Here is a 16,614-nt window from a genome sequence, read left to right as displayed (position 1 = left end):
AAAGCGCCGTCCAGGCCGGTTCTCTGATGAGAGCTTCGTCGTTACTCGGCGGGTGTCGACCGCAAATCCTGTTCGGGTAGCTTGTCGGCCTTGACCTCCTTCTCGAGCCAAAGGCTGTGGTGCTCCTTCGCCCAGTTGACATCCACGGTGCCCTTCCCCATCGCCTCGAAGGCACCTTGCATGCCGATCGTCCCGATATAGATGTGAGCGAGCATCACCGCGAAGAACAGCACAGCCACGATGGAATGAACCATGTGGGCCGCGTGCATGTTGCCTATGTCGGTGCCGTAGAAGGGAAAGATCAGCACATAGCCGCTGATAGCCACTGCCGCACCACCCAGCACGACTATCCAATAGACGGCCTTCTGGCCGGCATTGAACCTATCCGCTGGCGGATGGTCGTGGCCGACAATGCCGCCACCTCGCTTCAGCCATTCGACGTCTGTCTTGTTGGGAATGTTCCCTCCCAGCCACATCAGGAAGATGAGCACCACGCCAATAGTGAAAGGGAAGCTGAGATAGTTGTGCGCATACTTGGCCCACTCGGACCACGTCGAAAAAGCGTCATGCCCCATCAATGGCATCAGCAATTTCTTGCCGAAGGTTATGTTGAGGCCCGTAAGTCCGAGAATGATAAAGCAGGTTGCTGTCATCCAGTGCACGAAACGCTCGAAGGCATTGAAGCGCACGATGGTGCGGCCAGAGCGGCCGCTTTCCAGCCGCACCATGCCGCGCGTCAGATAGAATGCGACCAGGATGACGAGCATGCCAAGTATCGCAATGGCAGCGATCCATCGCAGTGCGATCTCATGAAAGGCGCGCCATTCCCTGCCGGCTGGTTGAATCAACACCGCGGCCCTCTTATCGGGTATGATGATGCGTCCGGTGATACGCGGCTCCTGCTGCAGAAGCTGTTGCTCGGTCACGCCTTGCGCTGTCGGATTGATGATCGTCGTCGCGGGTTGCTGCGTTTGTTCCTGAGCGCTGATGGGAGAGGAAAGCATCGTCAGTCCCGCGAGAACGCAAGCGCCTGCGATATTGCGAATTGCGGCGGCAAGACTGCTCATGTCTCATCCTCCCTTGCTCATCGTTGGCGGTCGCAGCACCCTGGCCGCGGCGGGGCCATTACGATTTGCTGACCTCTTCGCCATAGGCGGTCTTCCATCCCCAGGCGCCTGAGCTGTAGCCGCGCTGATCCACCCGTTCGCGGAATATCTGCTCGATGACTTCGCCGTCGCCGGCCAGAAGCGACTTGGTCGCGCACATCTCGGCGCACAGCGGCAGCTTGCCTTCCGCGAGGCGATTGGCCCCGTATTTCTCATACTCCTCCTTGCTGCCGGTCGGCTCCGGCCCACCGGCGCAGTAGGTGCATTTGTCCATCTTGCCGCGCGAACCGAAATTGCCGAGGCGCGGATATTGCGGCGCGCCGAAGGGACAGGCGTAGAAGCAATAGCCACAGCCGATACACTGGTCCTTGTCATGCAGCACCACGCCGTCGTCGGTGGTGTAGATGCAGTTGACCGGACACACCGCCATGCAGGGCGCGTCCGTGCAGTGCATGCAGGCCATGGACACCGAGCGCTCGCCCGGCAGGCCGTCATTGATCGTAACCACGCGGCGTCTGTTGATGCCCCACGGCACCTCGTGTTCATTCTTGCAGGCGGTGACGCAGGCATTGCATTCGATGCAGCGCTCGGCATCGCAGAGAAACTTCATCCGTGCCATTCTAGCCTCCTTACGCCGCCGCGATCTGGCAGAGCGTGGCCTTCGGTTCCTGCATGCCGGTTGCCGGGTCGTAACCGTAGGTGGTCATGGTATTGGCGCTTTCGCCAAGCACTATCGGGTCAGCGCCTTCCGGATAGTTCGGGCGCAGATCCTCGCCGCCGAACCAGCCGCCGAAGTGGAAGGGCATCCAGGCCACGCCCTTGCCCACTCGCTCCGTCACCAGCGCCCGCACCTTGGCCTTCGAGCTGTTCTCCGCGCCCGTGACCCAGACCCAGGCGCCGTTGACGATGCCACGTTCACCGGCATCGGCAGGATTGATCTCGATGAACATGTTCTGCTGCAGTTCGGCGAGCCAGGGATTGGAGCGTGTCTCCTCGCCGCCGCCCTCGAACTCCACCAATCGGCCCGACGTCAAGATGAGCGGGAATTGCTTGGCGACCTGCCTATCCACCGCCGATTTCTGTACCGAGAAGCCGATGTTGGGCAGGCGGAATTGCACCTCGTCCTGTCGCGTAGGATACTTCGCCACCAGGTCGACGCGCGGCGTATAGATCGGCTCGCGGTGGACGGGGATCGGGTCGGGCACGCCGAAGGCGTTCATGCGGGCGCGCGCATTGCCATACGGTAGACACCCGTGCTTCATCGCCACGCGCTGGATGCCGCCGGAGAGATCGGTCGACCAAGAAACCGCATCAGCCTTGTCGCCGCCGATCTGCTGGATGGTTGCGAGCTCGTCGGGTGCCAAGTCGTGGTCCCAGCCGAGCTTCTTGAGCACCCCATAGGTGAATTCGGGATAGCCGTCCTGGATCTCTGAGCCGAGCGAATAGGAGCCGGACGCCAGCAGGTTGACACCGTCCCGCTCCACGCCGAAACGAGCGCGGAATGTGCCGCCGCCGTCCATCACGTGCAGGTTGGTGTTGTAGAGCAGCGCTGTGCCGGGATGCTTCAGTTCGGGCTTACCCCAGCACGGCCACGGCAGGCCATAATAGTCACCCTTGGCCGGCCCGCTCGTGGCGCGCAGCGTCACCAGGTCGAAATCCTTCTGGTTGGCCATGTGCAGCTTGAGCCGCTCGGGCGACTGTCCGCAATAGCCGGTGCTCCAGCTGCCGCGGTTCATCTCGCGCAATATGTCCTCGGCTTCCGGCAGATTGTTCTCGACCTTGATGTTCTTGAACATCTTGTCGGCGAAACCGAGCCTCTGGGCGACCAGATACATGATCTCCAGGTCGTCCTTGGCCTCGAAGCTGGGCTTAACGATTTGCTCGCCCCATTGCAGCGAGCGGTTGGAGGCGACACGCGAGCCCTTGGCCTCGAACTGGGTGCAAGCCGGCAGGAGCCATGTTCCGTCCTTGCGTCCGGCCTTGACTGACAGCGACGCCCAGGTCGTCGGGTGGGGATCGACCACCACCAAAAGGTCGAGCTTGGCCAGCGCCTTCAGCGATTCCGGGATACGGGTGATGCTGTTGGAGGCGTGCCCCTGCACGAACATCGCTCGCACATTGTCCTTCTGATGCACCTGGTCCTTCGGCAGCAGCACCGCGTCGAACCAGCGTGTCAGCGGTATGCCCGGCGCCTCCATGATTTCCTTGCTGTCGAAGCGCGATACGAACCAGTCGTAGTCCACCTGCCAGACGCGCGACCAATGCTTCCAGGCGGTATCCTTGAGGCCGTAGTAGAAGGGCAGCGTAACGATATCGAGGCCGACATCGGTGGCGCCCTGAACGTTGTCATGCCCACGCAAGATGTTGGCGCCAGTGCCGGGTTTGCCGACATTGCCCGTCAGCAGCAGCAAGATGCAGCTGGTGCGAACATTGGCAGTGCCCACCGTGTGCTGGGTCTGCCCCATGCACCAGATAAGCGTAGCCGGCTTTTCGGTGGCAAACAGCCTGGCGATGTGTTCGACCTGCGCGCCCGGCACGCCAGTGACGCGCTCGACTTCGTCGGGCGGCCATTTCTCGATTTCCTTCAGCACATCGTCATAGCCATAGACGCGGCTCTGGATGAATTCCTTGTCCTCCCAGCCGTTCTTCACGATGTGCCACATCAGCCCGTAGAGGAAGGGAATGTCCGTTCCCGGCCGCAGCCGCACATAGTCGGTGGCGTGGGCGGCCGTGCGCGTCATGCGCGGGTCAACCACGATCATGTTGGCGTTATTGAGCTCCTTGCCCTCCAGCATGTGCTGCATGGCGACCGGATGGGCCTCAGCCGCATTGCTGCCGACATAGAGCAACGTCTTGGCGTTGCGCATGTCGTTGATGCTGTTGGTCATGGCCCCATATCCCCAGGTGTTGGCGACACCGGTGACGGTGGTGGAATGGCAAATGCGGGCCTGATGGTCGGTGTTGTTCGTGCCCCAGAAGGCGCCGAGCTTACGGAACAGATAGGCGCCCTCGTTGGTGAACTTGGCCGAGCCCAGCCAGTAGACGGAATCCGGCCCCGACGTGCCGCGTATCTGCATGATCTTGTCGCAGATCGCGGAGATCGCCTCGTCCCAACTGGCCCGCTGCCACTCGCCATTGACCATCTTCAGCGGGTATTTGAGGCGCCGGTCGCTATGCACCAGCTCGCGCACGGACGCGCCCTTGGCGCAATGCGAGCCACGATTGATGGGGCTGTCGAAGCTCGGTTCCTGGCCGATCCAGACGCCGTTGGAAACCTCGGCTGTGACCGTGCAGCCGACTGCGCAATGGGTGCAGACGTTCTTGCGGATCTCGACGGTGGCACCGGGCGCCGGCGGCGGCCCCGCCCTGGCCTTGCGCATATTGGCGAGCGGCAGGGCGCCGATGGTTGCAAGCCCTGCGGCTGCGAGCCCGGAGCGGCGCAGGAAGCTGCGTCGGTCGAGGCGCGCGAGGCCCTGTCCTTCGGCGAATGCTGCAAGATGGGTTTGACGAACGGGGCGGTCTGAACGCTTGATGAGCATGTCACTCTCCCCGGCCCGGATAGCGGTTGACCCGGTAGTAGGTCTTCACGTGCTCGGTCTTGCGGTAAAGGGACCTGGTCCGCTCCTCACGGCTTTCGCTGGCGGCCTGGGCTTCCTTGCCTTGTGTAGTTGCCATTGCCAGGGGAGAGAGAGCGAGAGCCCGTAGAAAATCACGCCGTCGCACGTTGTTTTCGCTTCTATTTGCCATCCTTCGCCTCCGATCCCGTCACGCCGGCAGGGCAAATGCCTCCGTCTCGATTTCGATGAACAGGTGTCCCAGCCGACCAACTTGTCTGTAGAAATCGCAGCCCGCCGAGCGCTCCAGATCCAAGAACAGGCGACCAAGCCATGGCTTCAGATGTCTGTCGAAAAATGCCGCCTGAACTGTCGCATCCACTGCGCCGTAGGTGTTGAGGGCAAAGCCGGCCATGACCTCGCACAGCAGCGCGCCGTGGTCTTCCGGTTCGGCATTTCCTTGGGCGCGTTCAATTCCGAGCCGGCGCAGGTCGCCGCGCAACCGAGCGAGCGGGCGCTCGTTGACAAACCCGGTGAGATAATAAGAGGCATAAGGCAGAAGCACGCTTCGACCGACGCCAATGAACAGCCGGAAGTGATCCCGCTCTAGGTCATCTGGGTCGCTCTCACGCGCGGCCGCTGCGAGAGCGCTATGCGCACGACCAAGCTGGGTTCCGTCGCCCTCAATCGCGGCCAGTCGCTCCAGCAACTCACGGTCCGGTGGATGGAGGAGCAGCCTTGCGAGCAGGATATATTCCTGCGCGCGGGCGCGGTCGACCTCGTCGTCCGATCCCGCATTTCTCCCTTGCCCGGCGGGAGGTACAATCCAGCCCGGGTCCGAAACAAATTGCGCTGCGGCGACTCTCATCTCACCGCTCCGGTCGACACAAACGCGCTAAGCGACGCGGTTTCCCACAATCTGCGCGAAAGCCCTAACGCGATGGGAATTATGCACGTGCATCGCTCCACCGCCTCAAGGCGGCGAGGCACCGTTGATGAAAATGCGGCGTCTGCTTGCAGTTGAGAGTCTACCGAAAAGCTTCAGACGTCAACTACAATAGATAGGACTTTCGTCCCACTGGGGTGCGGCCACGCGAGAAAAGCATTATCTTTCTCAAGGAAGACTATGGAGGCGGTAGGTTGAGTAACCCGATGCCGCATCTCAGCATCCCGGCGGGGATCGTGGTGGAACGACGCAAGGCCGCGTCTTCCTGGATCGATTTCACGTGGCGGCCCGTGTCGGTCCTCGCGGGCGAGCCGGTTGCCGAGCCCGGCACATGCCTCAGCGACGACGGAGAAACCGCAACCTTCTATGCCGGCGTCGTACATTTGGACCTCTACAGGACCGAATCCGACCGCTACCGCGACAATCTTACGTCGCCCCGACCTTCCGTGTGGGTGGCGATCGTCGCGACCGACGGTGCTCCGCTCTGCTCCGTTGTCGCGGCTACGATCGATCCCGCGGAAGGCGAGGCACTGTCGGAGCCAGGCACTTTGGTAGAGGCGGTTCCGCTGCCGCTTGCCATTGCCGAGTGGATAGCGGAATTCGTGGCGCGCCATCCGGTCGAGGAGAATTTCGTCAAACGTAAGCGGGATCGCGCCGACCCCGAAGCGCTGGCGCGCCGGTTGCCAACTCTCGAGAAAAACGATGGCCGAGAATGAAGGCGTATTCACACGCTGGTCGCGCCTGAAGCGGCGGGCCACGGAAGGGTCCAGGAAGGCCGGCGAACCCGAGCCGCCCGAAACCGAGAGCGCTCCGAGCGCCACCGACGAAGCTGCTGCCGATCTGACGCAACTACCGTCGCTCGATTCCATCAATGCAACCACCGATATTCGGGGATTTCTTGCGGCTGGCGTTCCAAAGCACCTACGCAACGCTGCGCTACGACGCGCTTGGTCTGCCGACCCTGCGATCCGCGACTTCATCGGCCCAAACGAGAATTTCTGGGACCATTCCACCGGGAATGTCCCAGGTTTCAAGCAACTCGCATCATATGCATCTTCCCGATTGCTTGCGCAGGCTCTCGACGGGGAGCCCCGCAAGGAAACAGGCGGTGAGCCAGTGACCGCCATCTCGGAAATATCGGGCTCCGCGCAGCCCTCCCAACCGAAACGATCTGCAATTCCCGACGATAGAAGTGAGACGACGCACAACACGTCAGAAGATGCAGCCAAACAGCAACCGGCGGACAACCGCGCCCGCCATCACGGCGGCGCCGTCCCGCATTTCGACCAGAAATGAGGTCGCTGCAAGATCTCGATTTCAATGTTTGTCGCGACCGTCCTTTTCGGCATCACGCGCCCGCAGGAAATCGTCGGTGGTGAGAATTGGTCGCCGCTGCGGCGCCGTTGGGTCGAAGCCTTCATGCACCATCGCGATGGCGCGGCAATTCTCGCACATGCGCACCAGATCGATGTGACCGGCATTTTCGCCGCGATACATCCAATGCTTTTCCTCGAGTTTCGCCACGATACGCTCGATGGTGCTCTTGGTGCCGAAGGGAGTGCCGCAGGAAATGCACAGGAACGGCTCCTCCTCCTTCAAAGTGCGGCGCGGTGCTTGCCAGGCTGCGAAATCGAGGCGCGGATCGAGCGTGATGGCGTCTTCCGGACAGGTCGCCTCGCACAGTCCGCATTGCACGCAGACGATCTCATCAAAGCGCAGCATGGGACGGTCCGGCTCAGCCGAAAGCGCTCCGGTCGGGCAGGCCGTGACACATGAGTGGCATAGCGTGCAGCGCTCGACATCCAGCGTGACGCTGCCAAAAGGAGCGCCATTCGGCAGACCAACCCGCTCGACAGGCACGGGCGCCCCGCGGCGCATTTCGCTAAACGCTGTCTCCATGAGGCTCCGGCGACCGCCAATCGGCAGGAACGACGAAGGTTCAGCTGCCTCGATCCCCTCGGGGATCGCATCGAGGCCAATGCGCAACTGGTCGGGATCATCGGTCTGAAGGATGCGGATGGCATCTTCGCCAAAGCCCAGGGCGGCAACCGCTGCCCCTGTCCAGCCCACCAGCCGCCGCAAACCCTCAATGTCATGTTGGGGTCGATCACGCGTCAGGAACACCGCGCCGGTCCCGCCATAGGCGAAGATCGACGCGATGCTTTCCGGACCGACCTGCGTAACCTCGTTGACGCGAAATGGAATGACATTGGCCGGCAGGCCGTCACCGTGGCGAGCGAGCGCGTCGATCAGCGCTTCGCCGTGATCGCCATCATGAAACAGGATGATGGCTTGCCTGCCCCCAGCGACGCGATAGGCCGCAAGCATAGTGCGCAAGCGCTCTGTGAGGCTGTCCGGCCCCGGCATCGCGTAGCTCGCAGCACCCGTGGGGCACGCCGCCGCGCAAAACCCGCATCCGCCGCAGATGGCCGGGTCGATAACCACGACATCGCCACTGGGCGTAATGGCCCCGGCTGGACACAGGTCGAGACAACGATGGCAGCCGACGATGCCTGACCGCGAGTGGGCACAGAGCGATGCATCGAACTGGACGAAGATCGGCTTGTCGAAAGTGCCGACGAGCTCACTCGCCCGGAAGATCGCCTTTTCCACCGCGACAGGGTCACGCGGATCGGCGCGCACATAGCCCGCACGTAGGTTTGGCGCAGGGAAGAGCGGCGCATTGCCCGTCAGATCGAGGATGATGTCGCAGTTGGAAATCGCGCCATCGCGCGACTTACCGAAGCGCAATACGTCGCGTGAAGATGGAGATGGAAAGGCAAAGCCGTCTATCGTCAGTTCGAAAGCGCCGAGATGCCCCCGCGCGGTGCGGATGTCGCCCTTGAGCACGGGAAAATCATTGACGCGGCGCGGCACGATATTTTCCGGGTGCGTAAGAAGCACGGTAATGTCGAGCCTCTCTGCAAGCCGGCGGCCGGCCTCGATCGCCACATCGTCGCGACCATAGATCAAGATGATGCCATCGCTCTCGAAGGTGATCGGGGCAAAGGGCTCTTCCGGCTGCGCACCGGCAAGCAGCGCCGCCGCTTTGGGCCCCGCCAGTTCGGCTGCATCCGACCAGCCGCCATTCTCTCGGATATTGGTGAAGATGAGGTCCGCGAAGGACGCTTCGGCGGCTGCCTCGCGAAACAGCGGTGCCTCCTGCGTGCAGGCTACCGTAACGGGTTCGCCCCGCGCAATCGCTTCCCTGAACAGCGGCAGGTCGGCGCCGCACAGCTGATCCGCCTGGGAAATGCCGCAGGAGCCGCAGCCCCGCGCAATCGCCTCGCGATCGAGCGGCATCGACCTTTCGCAACTGCAGATCAAGAGATGCCTTTTCGCATCGCTCATTTCTGCTCCTCCGCGCCTCAGCGCGTCAACGGCCGTCGCCCGCCATGTTTCCCAGCTTATATTCTTATCCAGCGACCAAACATAAGGGAAATATCGACGCCGGCCGGCCTGCGGTTATCCCACTTGCGGATGAGCCGAGGCCGTATCTTTCCAGGCGTTCCCTATCAGGTTGTGACCCGGGTTGCCGACGCGGGTACTGGACGTCGCGAAAGCTTGGTAGACGGGCTTCTGGATCGCGGCGAGCCCAAATAAGCCGGCAATTGCGATGATGATCGCGATAACCACTGCAGTGATAAAGGCTTTCATGACCTTGTTCCCACCTGCGTGCCTATTTTCAACTATGGACCTTGCCCGCGCCAAATCAAGACTTGTGTGATGGCTGGTCACGTTGCTAGCAGTCGAACTTGGCCGGTCAGCTATCTACCTGAACGCTTAGTCCCACCTTGACCCGGTCCATCGCAACAAATGTCCGGAAGCGTTTGACGTTGTTGTTGCCAAAGAAGAGACGCCGCGTCAGAGCCTCATAATCGGCCATCGTCGGGACAACGATGACAAGAATGAAGTCGGCCTCTCCGGTCACATAGTAGCATTGCTGGATTTCCGCGGCGGCCGCGAACTCCCTTTTCGCCTCTTCGATCTGGTCGGCCGTTTCGCTGATGACCTCCACCTCGACAAAGATGGTGATGGCCTGACCGACCGCCACCGGATCGAGGACGGCGACGTTCGCTTGGATAACCCCGTCTTCCGCCATCCGCTTGATCCGCCGCTGCACGGCAGGTGCTGACAGGTTGACAACCTCACCGATGGTCCGCTGCGGCGTGGTGTTGTCCTTCTGAAGAATGGCCAGAATCTTGCGGTCGAAGGTATCCAGTTGCGGCTGAACGGGTTTGCTCAAGTACCACCTCTAATGAAACAAACTTGCAATTCGGTCGCCAATTATCAGCGCACATTTCGCCCTGCGTGCAATAAGTTTCAGCAGCAAACTGAAAGGAGGCGATGATGTTTCTGCTCAACACCACTCCCGACTACCGCAGACCACTCGATCCGAGGGACGCCGAAACGCTTGGTGTCGCCTCAGCCGAGGAGGTCGAGCGCCAACTCGCCTTCCGAGACAATCATGCCGAAACGCCTCTCGTGGCGCTTCCCGGACTGGCCGCGGAGATCGGCGTCGCCGCGATCCACGTCAAAGACGAGGGCCATCGCCTTGGGCTGGGAAGTTTCAAGGCGCTCGGCGGAGCCTATGCGGTGATCCGGCTTGTTCTTGAGCACGCCGAAAAGGAACTCGGCCGCACGGTCGATATCACGGAGCTCCATTCGTCTGAGGTCCGCGCCGTTGCGCGCGCCATGACGGTGGCCTGCGCGACAGACGGCAACCACGGCCGGTCGGTTGCGCAAGGCGCGCAGCTTGTCGGCGCGCGAGCGGCAATTTTCGTTCATTCCGGCGTCAGCGCCGAGCGCGTCGCAGCCATTGCCCGCTTTGGCGCGGACATGATCCGCGTCAATGGCACCTATGACGATTCCGTCCGGGAGGCCGCCCGCGTAGCCGAGGCCAAGGGCTGGACTATCGTCTCTGACACGTCCTGGCCAGGCTACGAGCGCATTCCCGGATTGGTGATGCAAGGCTACACGGCGCTCGTGCGCGAGGCCTTGCGGAAAATGCCGGAACCGCCGACCCATGTGTTCATCCAGTCCGGCGTTGGCGGCATTGCCGCGGCGGTGGCCGGCCACCTCGCGATCAAGTTGGGCGACCGCCGCCCCATTTTCACGGTCGTCGACCCCGCCCGATCGGCCTGCATCGTTGAAACGGCGCGCGCGGGACATCCGGTGACGGTTGCTCATGGGGAGCCGACCGTCATGGCCATGCTCGAGTGCTACGAGCCCTCGCTTGTTGCCTGGCGTGTTCTCTCCCGCGTCGCCGATGCGTTCATGACGGTCGATGACGAGGATGCGATCGCGGTCATGCGGCGGCTGGCCAATCCTGTCGCCGCCGACCCGGCCATCGTCGCCGGCGAAAGCGGCGGTGTCGGGCTGGCCGGACTAGTGAAGGCCGTCGCCGATCCCGCAATCAAGGCCGCACTGCGCATCGACGCAGACGCGCGCATCTTCGTGGTGAACACGGAAGGGGCAACCGATCCGGGCAAATACCAGGAGATCGTCGGGCTCGCTCCTGCTGCAGTGGCGGCGAAGAATGAGGCAGGAGCCGAAGCGTGAGCAGGGAACACACGGCTGACGGAGACCGGGTCGCAGGAGCCAATATCCTTCTTGACGTCGTTCGCCAACTTGCAACGAAGGATAGCTGACATGACCGTCGACAAAAATGCGCTTGTTGGGGAAATGACCGCCTGGCGGCGCGACCTGCACGCCCATCCTGAATTTGGCTTCGAGGAAAAAAGGACCTCGGCTTTCGTGGCGCAGAAGTTGCGGGAGTTCGGGCTCGACGAAGTCGTCGAAGGTGTTGGCGGAACGGGCGTCGTCGGAACGCTGCGGTGCGGGAGCGGCAACCGCGCCATCGCCCTTCGCGCCGACATGGATGCGCTGAGGATCGCCGAACAGGGTAACCTAGCCTATCGATCCCAGAGTCCGGGCGTCATGCATGCGTGCGGCCATGATGGCCATACGGCGATGCTGCTCGGCGCGGCCAAGATACTGGCAGAAGAAGGTGGCTTTGACGGCACGGTCCGCTTCATTTTCCAGCCTGCCGAGGAATGGGGCAAAGGGGCGCTGGCCATGCTCGACGATGGCCTGATGCAGCGATTTCCCTTCGATGAAATCTACGGCATCCACAATATGCCTGGCCTGCCGACCGGGCATTTCGAGACCCGTCCCGGCCCGATCATGTCGGCGGAGGACAATTTCGAGATCGTCCTGAAGGGCGTCGGCGGCCATGCCGCGCGCCCGCACTCGGGCAACGAAGTGCTGGTCGCGGCCTGTGCGCTGGTGACCAATCTCCAGACCATCGTGTCGCGGCGGCTCAGCCCCGCCGATATCGGCGTCGTCTCGGTCACGGAGCTCATCACCGACGGCACGCGCAATGCGCTTCCGGGGCTGGCCCGCATTCTCGGCGACGCTCGCAGCTTTCGCCCGGAGGTCAGCGCGGCAATCGAAAGCCAGATGCGCATCATCGCGGAAGGGACGGCAATGGCCCACAATGTTTCAGCCGAGGTCACATATACGCGGGAGTTCGTGCCCCTGGTCAACGACGCTACACTTGTCGACGAAGCTTTCGCCGCGGCGTCAGAGATTTTCACCTCCGAAAACATCGCGATAGCGGCGGAGCCGATGACCGGTTCAGAGGATTTCGCCCGTTTTCTTGCTCATGTCCCTGGCTGTTTCGTGTTCCTCGGCAACGGCGTGGACTCCGCGCCCCTCCACAACCCCAACTACGATTTCAATGACGACGGGCTTATCCACGGGGCAAGCTTCCATGTCGGCATTGCTCGCAGACGGCTGAGCGCTCGGTGAGCCAATGCCGAGCCGCTCTAGGTGGATTTGCGGTGTCTAACTGATGGCGGGCGTCGAGAGCACGTAGCGCCGCTGCGTGATTTCCTGCCCGCGTGGACGTGATACCACGCGAGCGGTGTCGAGCGGCTGAAACCCAAGTTTCAGCAGTACATTGCCTGACGCCTGGTTGTCGGCGGCGTGGCCGGAGCGAAGTTTCGACAGGCCGATCGCGCCGAATGCAAACCGCACCACGGCCTGCGCCGCCTCCAAGGCATAGCCGCGCCCGCAACTGACCCGTTCGAACCAATAGCCGAGCTCGGCCTCTCGCCCGGAGATTTCGTCAATGTCGGCTACTCCAATGAGCCTTCCCCGCAGCTCGACGGCGAACCGATAGGCCTCGCCCCCCGCCCATTCGCGTTCATGGTCGGCGAACCAGCGCCTGATTTCCTCTCGATCCGGAGGAAATGAGGCCATGCGCAGCATCCGCGTCACCTCCCAGTCAGACTGGATTTCGAACGCGCGCTCCGCATCGGCAGCGCCGGTCGGGCGTAGAACGAGACGCTCGGTGACAATCCGGCAGGGAGGGATAGGAGCAGAGTTCATCAGTCAGTCCCTAGCTATGGTTTTCAGTGGTTGGTGAGATCACTTCCACCCTTGCGGCCGTCGCTTGACGCTGCGGAATGTGATAGGTTGTAGGTTCCGTTCGCTCTAGACGAGCGTTTTGTCAGCACACTGAGTGCTGAGGGAGGAAATCATGACATACTGGTCGAAGAAACGCGCTGGTGGCGCGGCCGCCTGCGTATTTGCCATGCTGGCTGGAACCATCTCGGTCGCGTCGGCTCAGGAAGCAAGGACACATACCCCGGTCACCCAAGACATGCTGAACAAGGCCGAGAGTGACGGCAACAACTTCCTCCATACAAATGCGAACTATAACCAGACCCGCTACTTCCCCAATCAGCAGATCAACAAGGACAACGTCAAAAACCTGCGGCCGGCCTGGATCTTTCAGACCGACGTCGTCGAGACTATGGAAACGACGCCAATTGTCGTCAATGGCGTCATGTATGTGACGACGGCCTTTGACCATGTCTACGCGCTGGATGCGCGCACCGGTGAACAGATCTGGCAATACAAGCACCCGATGGGCCAGATCACGACCTTCTGCTGCGGCCCGAACAACCGAGGCGTCGCCGTCTTTGGAGACAAGGTGTATCTGGGGACACTCGATGGTCAGCTCGTAGCGCTCAATGCCCAGAATGGATCGGTCGCCTGGAAGAAGGATGTCGCAGACCCGGCCCTCGGCTACAGCGAGACGATGGCGCCGACCGCCGTCGACGGCAAGATTCTCATCGGCACCAATGGCGGCGAATACGGCATCCGTGGTTTTGTGAAGGCCTATGATGCGGAGAAGGGCGACCTTCTTTGGACGTTCAATACCATCCCGGAAAAGACCGTCGGCGTCTGGGCCACGCACGATGCGACCGGTCGTGATCTGCATCGCGACATTAAAGCGGAAAAGGCCGCGCTCGCGAAATCGGGCGATCCATACAAGACGTTGGGCGGTGGTGTGTGGCAGAACCCTGCGGTCGACCTGGATACCCGGCGCATCTACTTCGTGGTCGGCAACCCGTCCCCCGACCTGGACGGCTCGCTCCGGCCCGGGGACAACCTCTACACGGACTCGCTCGTCTCGGTGGACCTCGATACGGGCAAATATGTCTGCCATTTCCAGTACATCCCCCACGACGTATGGGACCTTGACTCGGTCAGCCCGCCGATCATCACTCAGGTTAAGACCGACACCGGCGAGACGGTGAAGGGCATCCTGCATGGCGGCAAGACCGGGCACGTTTACGTGAACAAGGCGGACGACTGCAGTCTCATCCGCTTTTCCGAGGCCATGGTCCCGCAGGAGAACATGTGGACTCTGCCGACGGCCAAAGGCGCTCGAATGCTTCCTGGCGCCAATGGCGGCGTGGAATGGTCGCCGATGGCGATCGACGCCGACCATTCGCTTGCCTATGCGATCAATCTAAACCAGCCGATGACGTATCAGGTGGAAAGCACACCTTATCCCGAGGGCAAGTTGTGGCTCGGCGGCGCCTTCAAGGTCATTCCCACAGAAGAGCAGTGGGGTAACGTAACGGCGGTCGACTACAACACCGGCAAGATTCGGTGGCAGGCGAAGACCGAGCAACCGATGATTGGCGGCGTGCTTGCCACCGCTGGCGGTCTGGTGTTCACAGGTGAAGGCAACGGCCTGTTCAAGGCCTATAACGCCGAGAATGGTGACGTATTGTGGAGCTTCCGCGCCGGTGCCGGTGTCAACGCTCCGCCGGCCTCCTACACGGTAGATGGTGAGCAATACATCGTCGTAGCCGCCGGCGGCAACACGCAGCTGGACTACAAGCGCGGAAACGCCATCGTCGCATTCAAGCTTGCTCAATAGGAAGCTCTGCTTCCGACAGGCGAAGCGCTTTTGCGCTTCGCCTTCCTTGCGCCCACACTGGAGAAGTAGCAATGCGAGCCGTTTACCTAGGAAGCATGCCGGTATTCGTGGCGGTCCTCGCGCTGTCGGTCGGCCACCCCACAAATGCGCAACAGGCTACGGTTACATCTCCTCCGCCGGAGATCGCGGACAAAGTGCAACTATGCGCGAGCTGCCACGGCGCAGACGGAAAACCGGTCGTCGAAAAGGTGCCGATCATCTTTGGCCAGCACATGTTCTATCTTCTCACCGAGCTCAAGGATTACCGGGCGGGTCGCCGCGCCAACGAGATCATGGCTCCGATCGCCGCCCAGCTTTCCGATGACGAAATGAAAGCGCTTGCGACCTATTTCGCGGCTCAGCCCTGGCCGAACTATTCGGAAGTCAGCAGCCCGGAGGACAACGCGCGGGCTCAGAGCCTCGCTGTCGAGGGGCAGTGTACCCAGTGCCATCTCGGAGGAATGCTGGGCGACAGCCGCAACCCCCGCCTCAACCACCAGAAGGTCGACTATCTGACCCAGACGATGACCGATTTTCGGGGTGGTGTCCGCAAGAATGCCGCGGCCATGGCAGCTATTGTCAAGGACTGGTCCGACGCCGACATAGCAGCGATGAGCCACTATCTCGCCGGGCTCTGACCGGTCGGCTGCGTCTGAAGCGCCTCGAGCACGGCAGCATCTGACGCAAGATCGGCGGCTGTTTTCCCTTGTCCGTCCCTCAAGGTCGCATCAGCGCCATGTGCCAACAGCCATCCGACCATTTCGGCATGTCCGCGCTCTGCCGCGATCATCAAAGCCGAACGTCCCCGGTCGTCCACGGCATGGACGCTCGCGCCGCGCGCCACCAGTAGCTCCGCCGTTTCGAGACCATCATGCGCGACAACGATATTCGGGTAGCCGGCGGCCCACATCAATGCCGTCAGCTTGTGTGCATAGACCCTATTCACGTCAGCGCCAGCATCGAGCAGCATTCGCACGATCGGCGTCAGGCCCTTCGCCGCAGCATAGACGAGCGGACCTTTGCCGGTTCCGTCCGGCTCATTCGGATCGGAGTGACGATCCAGCAGGACACGCACGAGCTGCTCGTCGCCGTCGAACGCGGCAGTGGCCAGCAAAGTCGACCCGCGTGGAGCGAGGCCGGTGGTCGAAGCCCCGCGTTCCAACAGAAGTAGCACCACGTCGTGGCGCTGGCGTGCAATCGCAAGCGCCAAAGCTGTCGAGCCGTCCAGATTGGCATGATTGATCTCGGCGCCCCTATCGAGGAGCAATCCGACCAACTCCTTGTGGCCGCTTTCTGCGGCGTAATGCAGCGCCGTGTTGGACACGCGGTCGCGTGCGAACACGGAAGCGCCGCGGTCCAGGAGTTCCAGCAGGACCGGCGTGCAACCTAAATCGGCTGCCCGAAACAGGAAACTGTTGAGGCGGGCGGGATTGAGTTGGCTTTCGGCCTGCACAATGCGTCCTTGCAGCCAGCCACAGGTTAGCGGATTGAAGTCGCTGCCCTTCTCTGCAGCTGAGGCAATTTGGCTGCAGGCGAGCACAAATGCGGTTGCAAGAACTACACGACCGCGCACAGAACGCTCCCATGAACTCTTGGCCACCTCAAATATAGATGAAGTTGAGTGGTTTGTCCGGGCTCCTTTTCTGCGGATCGACGATTCCCGTCGCCTGGTCCGGTTGTCGTGACTGCCTCCGGTGGCTCTGGAACGGAGGCTCCGGCTCATCT

At 61.8% G+C, this 16,614-nt stretch carries 15 protein-coding genes; 6 read left to right on the top strand and 9 right to left on the bottom strand.

Features of this window, described 5'->3' with window-relative positions:
• Positions 1-41: 41 nt before the first annotated feature.
• From C7I85_RS05955 to C7I85_RS05935, 4 genes are all read right to left on the bottom strand, one after another.
• Positions 42-1,067: a formate dehydrogenase subunit gamma gene (locus C7I85_RS05955; RefSeq protein ID WP_106723009.1), complete on the bottom strand. Its 1,026-nt coding sequence runs from the start codon at positions 1,065-1,067 to the stop codon at positions 42-44.
• A gap of 58 nt (positions 1,068-1,125) precedes the next feature.
• Positions 1,126-1,725 carry a formate dehydrogenase FDH3 subunit beta gene (gene fdh3B, locus C7I85_RS05950; protein ID WP_106723008.1) on the bottom strand — a complete coding sequence of 200 codons (600 nt, stop codon included), beginning with the start codon at positions 1,723-1,725 and terminating at the stop codon, positions 1,126-1,128.
• Between the two features lie 10 nt (positions 1,726-1,735).
• Positions 1,736-4,645 (bottom strand): formate dehydrogenase subunit alpha, encoded by a 2,910-nt coding sequence (locus C7I85_RS05945; RefSeq protein ID WP_106723007.1) that lies wholly within the window; start codon positions 4,643-4,645, stop codon positions 1,736-1,738.
• A 226-nt stretch (positions 4,646-4,871) separates the two neighbouring features.
• Positions 4,872-5,528, bottom strand: coding sequence for a TorD/DmsD family molecular chaperone (locus C7I85_RS05935; protein WP_106723005.1), 657 nt, complete (start codon positions 5,526-5,528; stop codon positions 4,872-4,874).
• 284 nt (positions 5,529-5,812) lie between these two features.
• Here C7I85_RS05935 and C7I85_RS05930 point away from each other — a divergent pair, with 284 nt between their 5' ends.
• Both C7I85_RS05930 and C7I85_RS05925 read left to right on the top strand, forming a co-directional pair.
• On the top strand, positions 5,813-6,322 hold the full coding sequence (locus C7I85_RS05930) for a DUF3305 domain-containing protein (RefSeq protein ID WP_106723004.1): 510 nt from the start codon (positions 5,813-5,815) through the stop codon (positions 6,320-6,322).
• Entirely contained in the window at positions 6,309-6,902 is a 594-nt protein-coding gene (locus tag C7I85_RS05925; protein ID WP_106723003.1) for a DUF3306 domain-containing protein, read from the top strand. Before C7I85_RS05930 ends, C7I85_RS05925 begins: the two co-directional genes overlap by 14 nt.
• A 21-nt stretch (positions 6,903-6,923) precedes the next feature.
• Here C7I85_RS05925 and C7I85_RS05920 read toward each other — a convergent pair whose 3' ends face one another.
• The 3 genes from C7I85_RS05920 to C7I85_RS05910 all read right to left on the bottom strand — a co-directional run bounded on the left by C7I85_RS05920 (position 6,924) and on the right by C7I85_RS05910 (position 9,852).
• Positions 6,924-8,957 (bottom strand): 4Fe-4S binding protein, encoded by a 2,034-nt coding sequence (locus tag C7I85_RS05920; protein ID WP_106723002.1) that lies wholly within the window; start codon positions 8,955-8,957, stop codon positions 6,924-6,926.
• Positions 8,958-9,071: 114 nt separating this feature from the next.
• On the bottom strand, positions 9,072-9,263 hold the full coding sequence (locus C7I85_RS05915; protein ID WP_106723001.1) for a hypothetical protein: 192 nt from the start codon (positions 9,261-9,263) through the stop codon (positions 9,072-9,074).
• A 106-nt stretch (positions 9,264-9,369) separates the two neighbouring features.
• Positions 9,370-9,852, bottom strand: coding sequence for an Lrp/AsnC family transcriptional regulator (locus tag C7I85_RS05910; RefSeq protein WP_106723000.1), 483 nt, complete (start codon positions 9,850-9,852; stop codon positions 9,370-9,372).
• Between the two features lie 104 nt (positions 9,853-9,956).
• Between C7I85_RS05910 and C7I85_RS05905 the strand changes: the two genes are divergently transcribed.
• Entirely contained in the window at positions 9,957-11,168 is a 1,212-nt protein-coding gene (locus tag C7I85_RS05905; protein WP_106723103.1) for a diaminopropionate ammonia-lyase, read from the top strand.
• 90 nt (positions 11,169-11,258) lie between these two features.
• Positions 11,259-12,419, top strand: coding sequence for a M20 aminoacylase family protein (locus C7I85_RS05900; RefSeq protein ID WP_106722999.1), 1,161 nt, complete (start codon positions 11,259-11,261; stop codon positions 12,417-12,419).
• 36 nt (positions 12,420-12,455) lie between these two features.
• Here the strand turns inward: C7I85_RS05900 and C7I85_RS05895 are convergent, their stop codons facing one another.
• Positions 12,456-13,001 carry a GNAT family N-acetyltransferase gene (locus tag C7I85_RS05895; protein ID WP_106722998.1) on the bottom strand — a complete coding sequence of 182 codons (546 nt, stop codon included), beginning with the start codon at positions 12,999-13,001 and terminating at the stop codon, positions 12,456-12,458.
• A gap of 151 nt (positions 13,002-13,152) precedes the next feature.
• On the opposite strand from C7I85_RS05895, the gene C7I85_RS05890 reads away from it, so the two are divergent.
• Positions 13,153-14,850, top strand: a complete 1,698-nt coding sequence (locus tag C7I85_RS05890) for a pyrroloquinoline quinone-dependent dehydrogenase (protein ID WP_106722997.1) — start codon at positions 13,153-13,155, stop codon at positions 14,848-14,850.
• Positions 14,851-14,921: 71 nt separating this feature from the next.
• Complete coding sequence (locus C7I85_RS05885; RefSeq protein ID WP_106722996.1) at positions 14,922-15,527, top strand: c-type cytochrome; 606 nt, start codon at positions 14,922-14,924, stop codon at positions 15,525-15,527.
• On the opposite strand, the gene C7I85_RS05880 is transcribed toward C7I85_RS05885, so the two are convergent.
• Positions 15,509-16,612 (bottom strand): ankyrin repeat domain-containing protein, encoded by a 1,104-nt coding sequence (locus C7I85_RS05880; protein WP_106722995.1) that lies wholly within the window; start codon positions 16,610-16,612, stop codon positions 15,509-15,511. The genes C7I85_RS05885 and C7I85_RS05880 overlap by 19 nt on opposite strands.
• Between the last annotated feature and the right edge of the window lie 2 nt (positions 16,613-16,614).

The sequence above is a fragment of the Pseudaminobacter soli (ex Li et al. 2025) genome (assembly GCF_003012705.1).
GTDB classification, from domain to species: domain Bacteria; phylum Pseudomonadota; class Alphaproteobacteria; order Rhizobiales; family Rhizobiaceae; genus Pseudaminobacter; species Pseudaminobacter soli.
Note: the sequence above shows the minus strand (reverse complement) of the source record. Positions and strands in the feature narration are given on the sequence as shown.

Bases quoted from the DNA above. Each gene is read 5' to 3' on its own strand.
- C7I85_RS05955 (WP_106723009.1), bottom strand. From the start codon at position 1,067: ATGAGCAGTCTTGCCGCCGCAATTCGCAATATCGCAGGCGCTTGCGTT.
- fdh3B (WP_106723008.1), bottom strand. From the start codon at position 1,725: ATGGCACGGATGAAGTTTCTCTGCGATGCCGAGCGCTGCATCGAATGC.
- C7I85_RS05945 (WP_106723007.1), bottom strand. From the start codon at position 4,645: ATGCTCATCAAGCGTTCAGACCGCCCCGTTCGTCAAACCCATCTTGCA.
- C7I85_RS05935 (WP_106723005.1), bottom strand. From the start codon at position 5,528: ATGAGAGTCGCCGCAGCGCAATTTGTTTCGGACCCGGGCTGGATTGTA.
- C7I85_RS05930 (WP_106723004.1), top strand. From the start codon at position 5,813: ATGCCGCATCTCAGCATCCCGGCGGGGATCGTGGTGGAACGACGCAAG.
- C7I85_RS05925 (WP_106723003.1), top strand. From the start codon at position 6,309: ATGGCCGAGAATGAAGGCGTATTCACACGCTGGTCGCGCCTGAAGCGG.
- C7I85_RS05920 (WP_106723002.1), bottom strand. From the start codon at position 8,957: ATGAGCGATGCGAAAAGGCATCTCTTGATCTGCAGTTGCGAAAGGTCG.
- C7I85_RS05915 (WP_106723001.1), bottom strand. From the start codon at position 9,263: ATGAAAGCCTTTATCACTGCAGTGGTTATCGCGATCATCATCGCAATT.
- C7I85_RS05905 (WP_106723103.1), top strand. From the start codon at position 9,957: ATGTTTCTGCTCAACACCACTCCCGACTACCGCAGACCACTCGATCCG.
- C7I85_RS05900 (WP_106722999.1), top strand. From the start codon at position 11,259: ATGACCGTCGACAAAAATGCGCTTGTTGGGGAAATGACCGCCTGGCGG.
- C7I85_RS05895 (WP_106722998.1), bottom strand. From the start codon at position 13,001: ATGAACTCTGCTCCTATCCCTCCCTGCCGGATTGTCACCGAGCGTCTC.
- C7I85_RS05890 (WP_106722997.1), top strand. From the start codon at position 13,153: ATGACATACTGGTCGAAGAAACGCGCTGGTGGCGCGGCCGCCTGCGTA.
- C7I85_RS05885 (WP_106722996.1), top strand. From the start codon at position 14,922: ATGCGAGCCGTTTACCTAGGAAGCATGCCGGTATTCGTGGCGGTCCTC.
- C7I85_RS05880 (WP_106722995.1), bottom strand. From the start codon at position 16,612: ATGAGCCGGAGCCTCCGTTCCAGAGCCACCGGAGGCAGTCACGACAAC.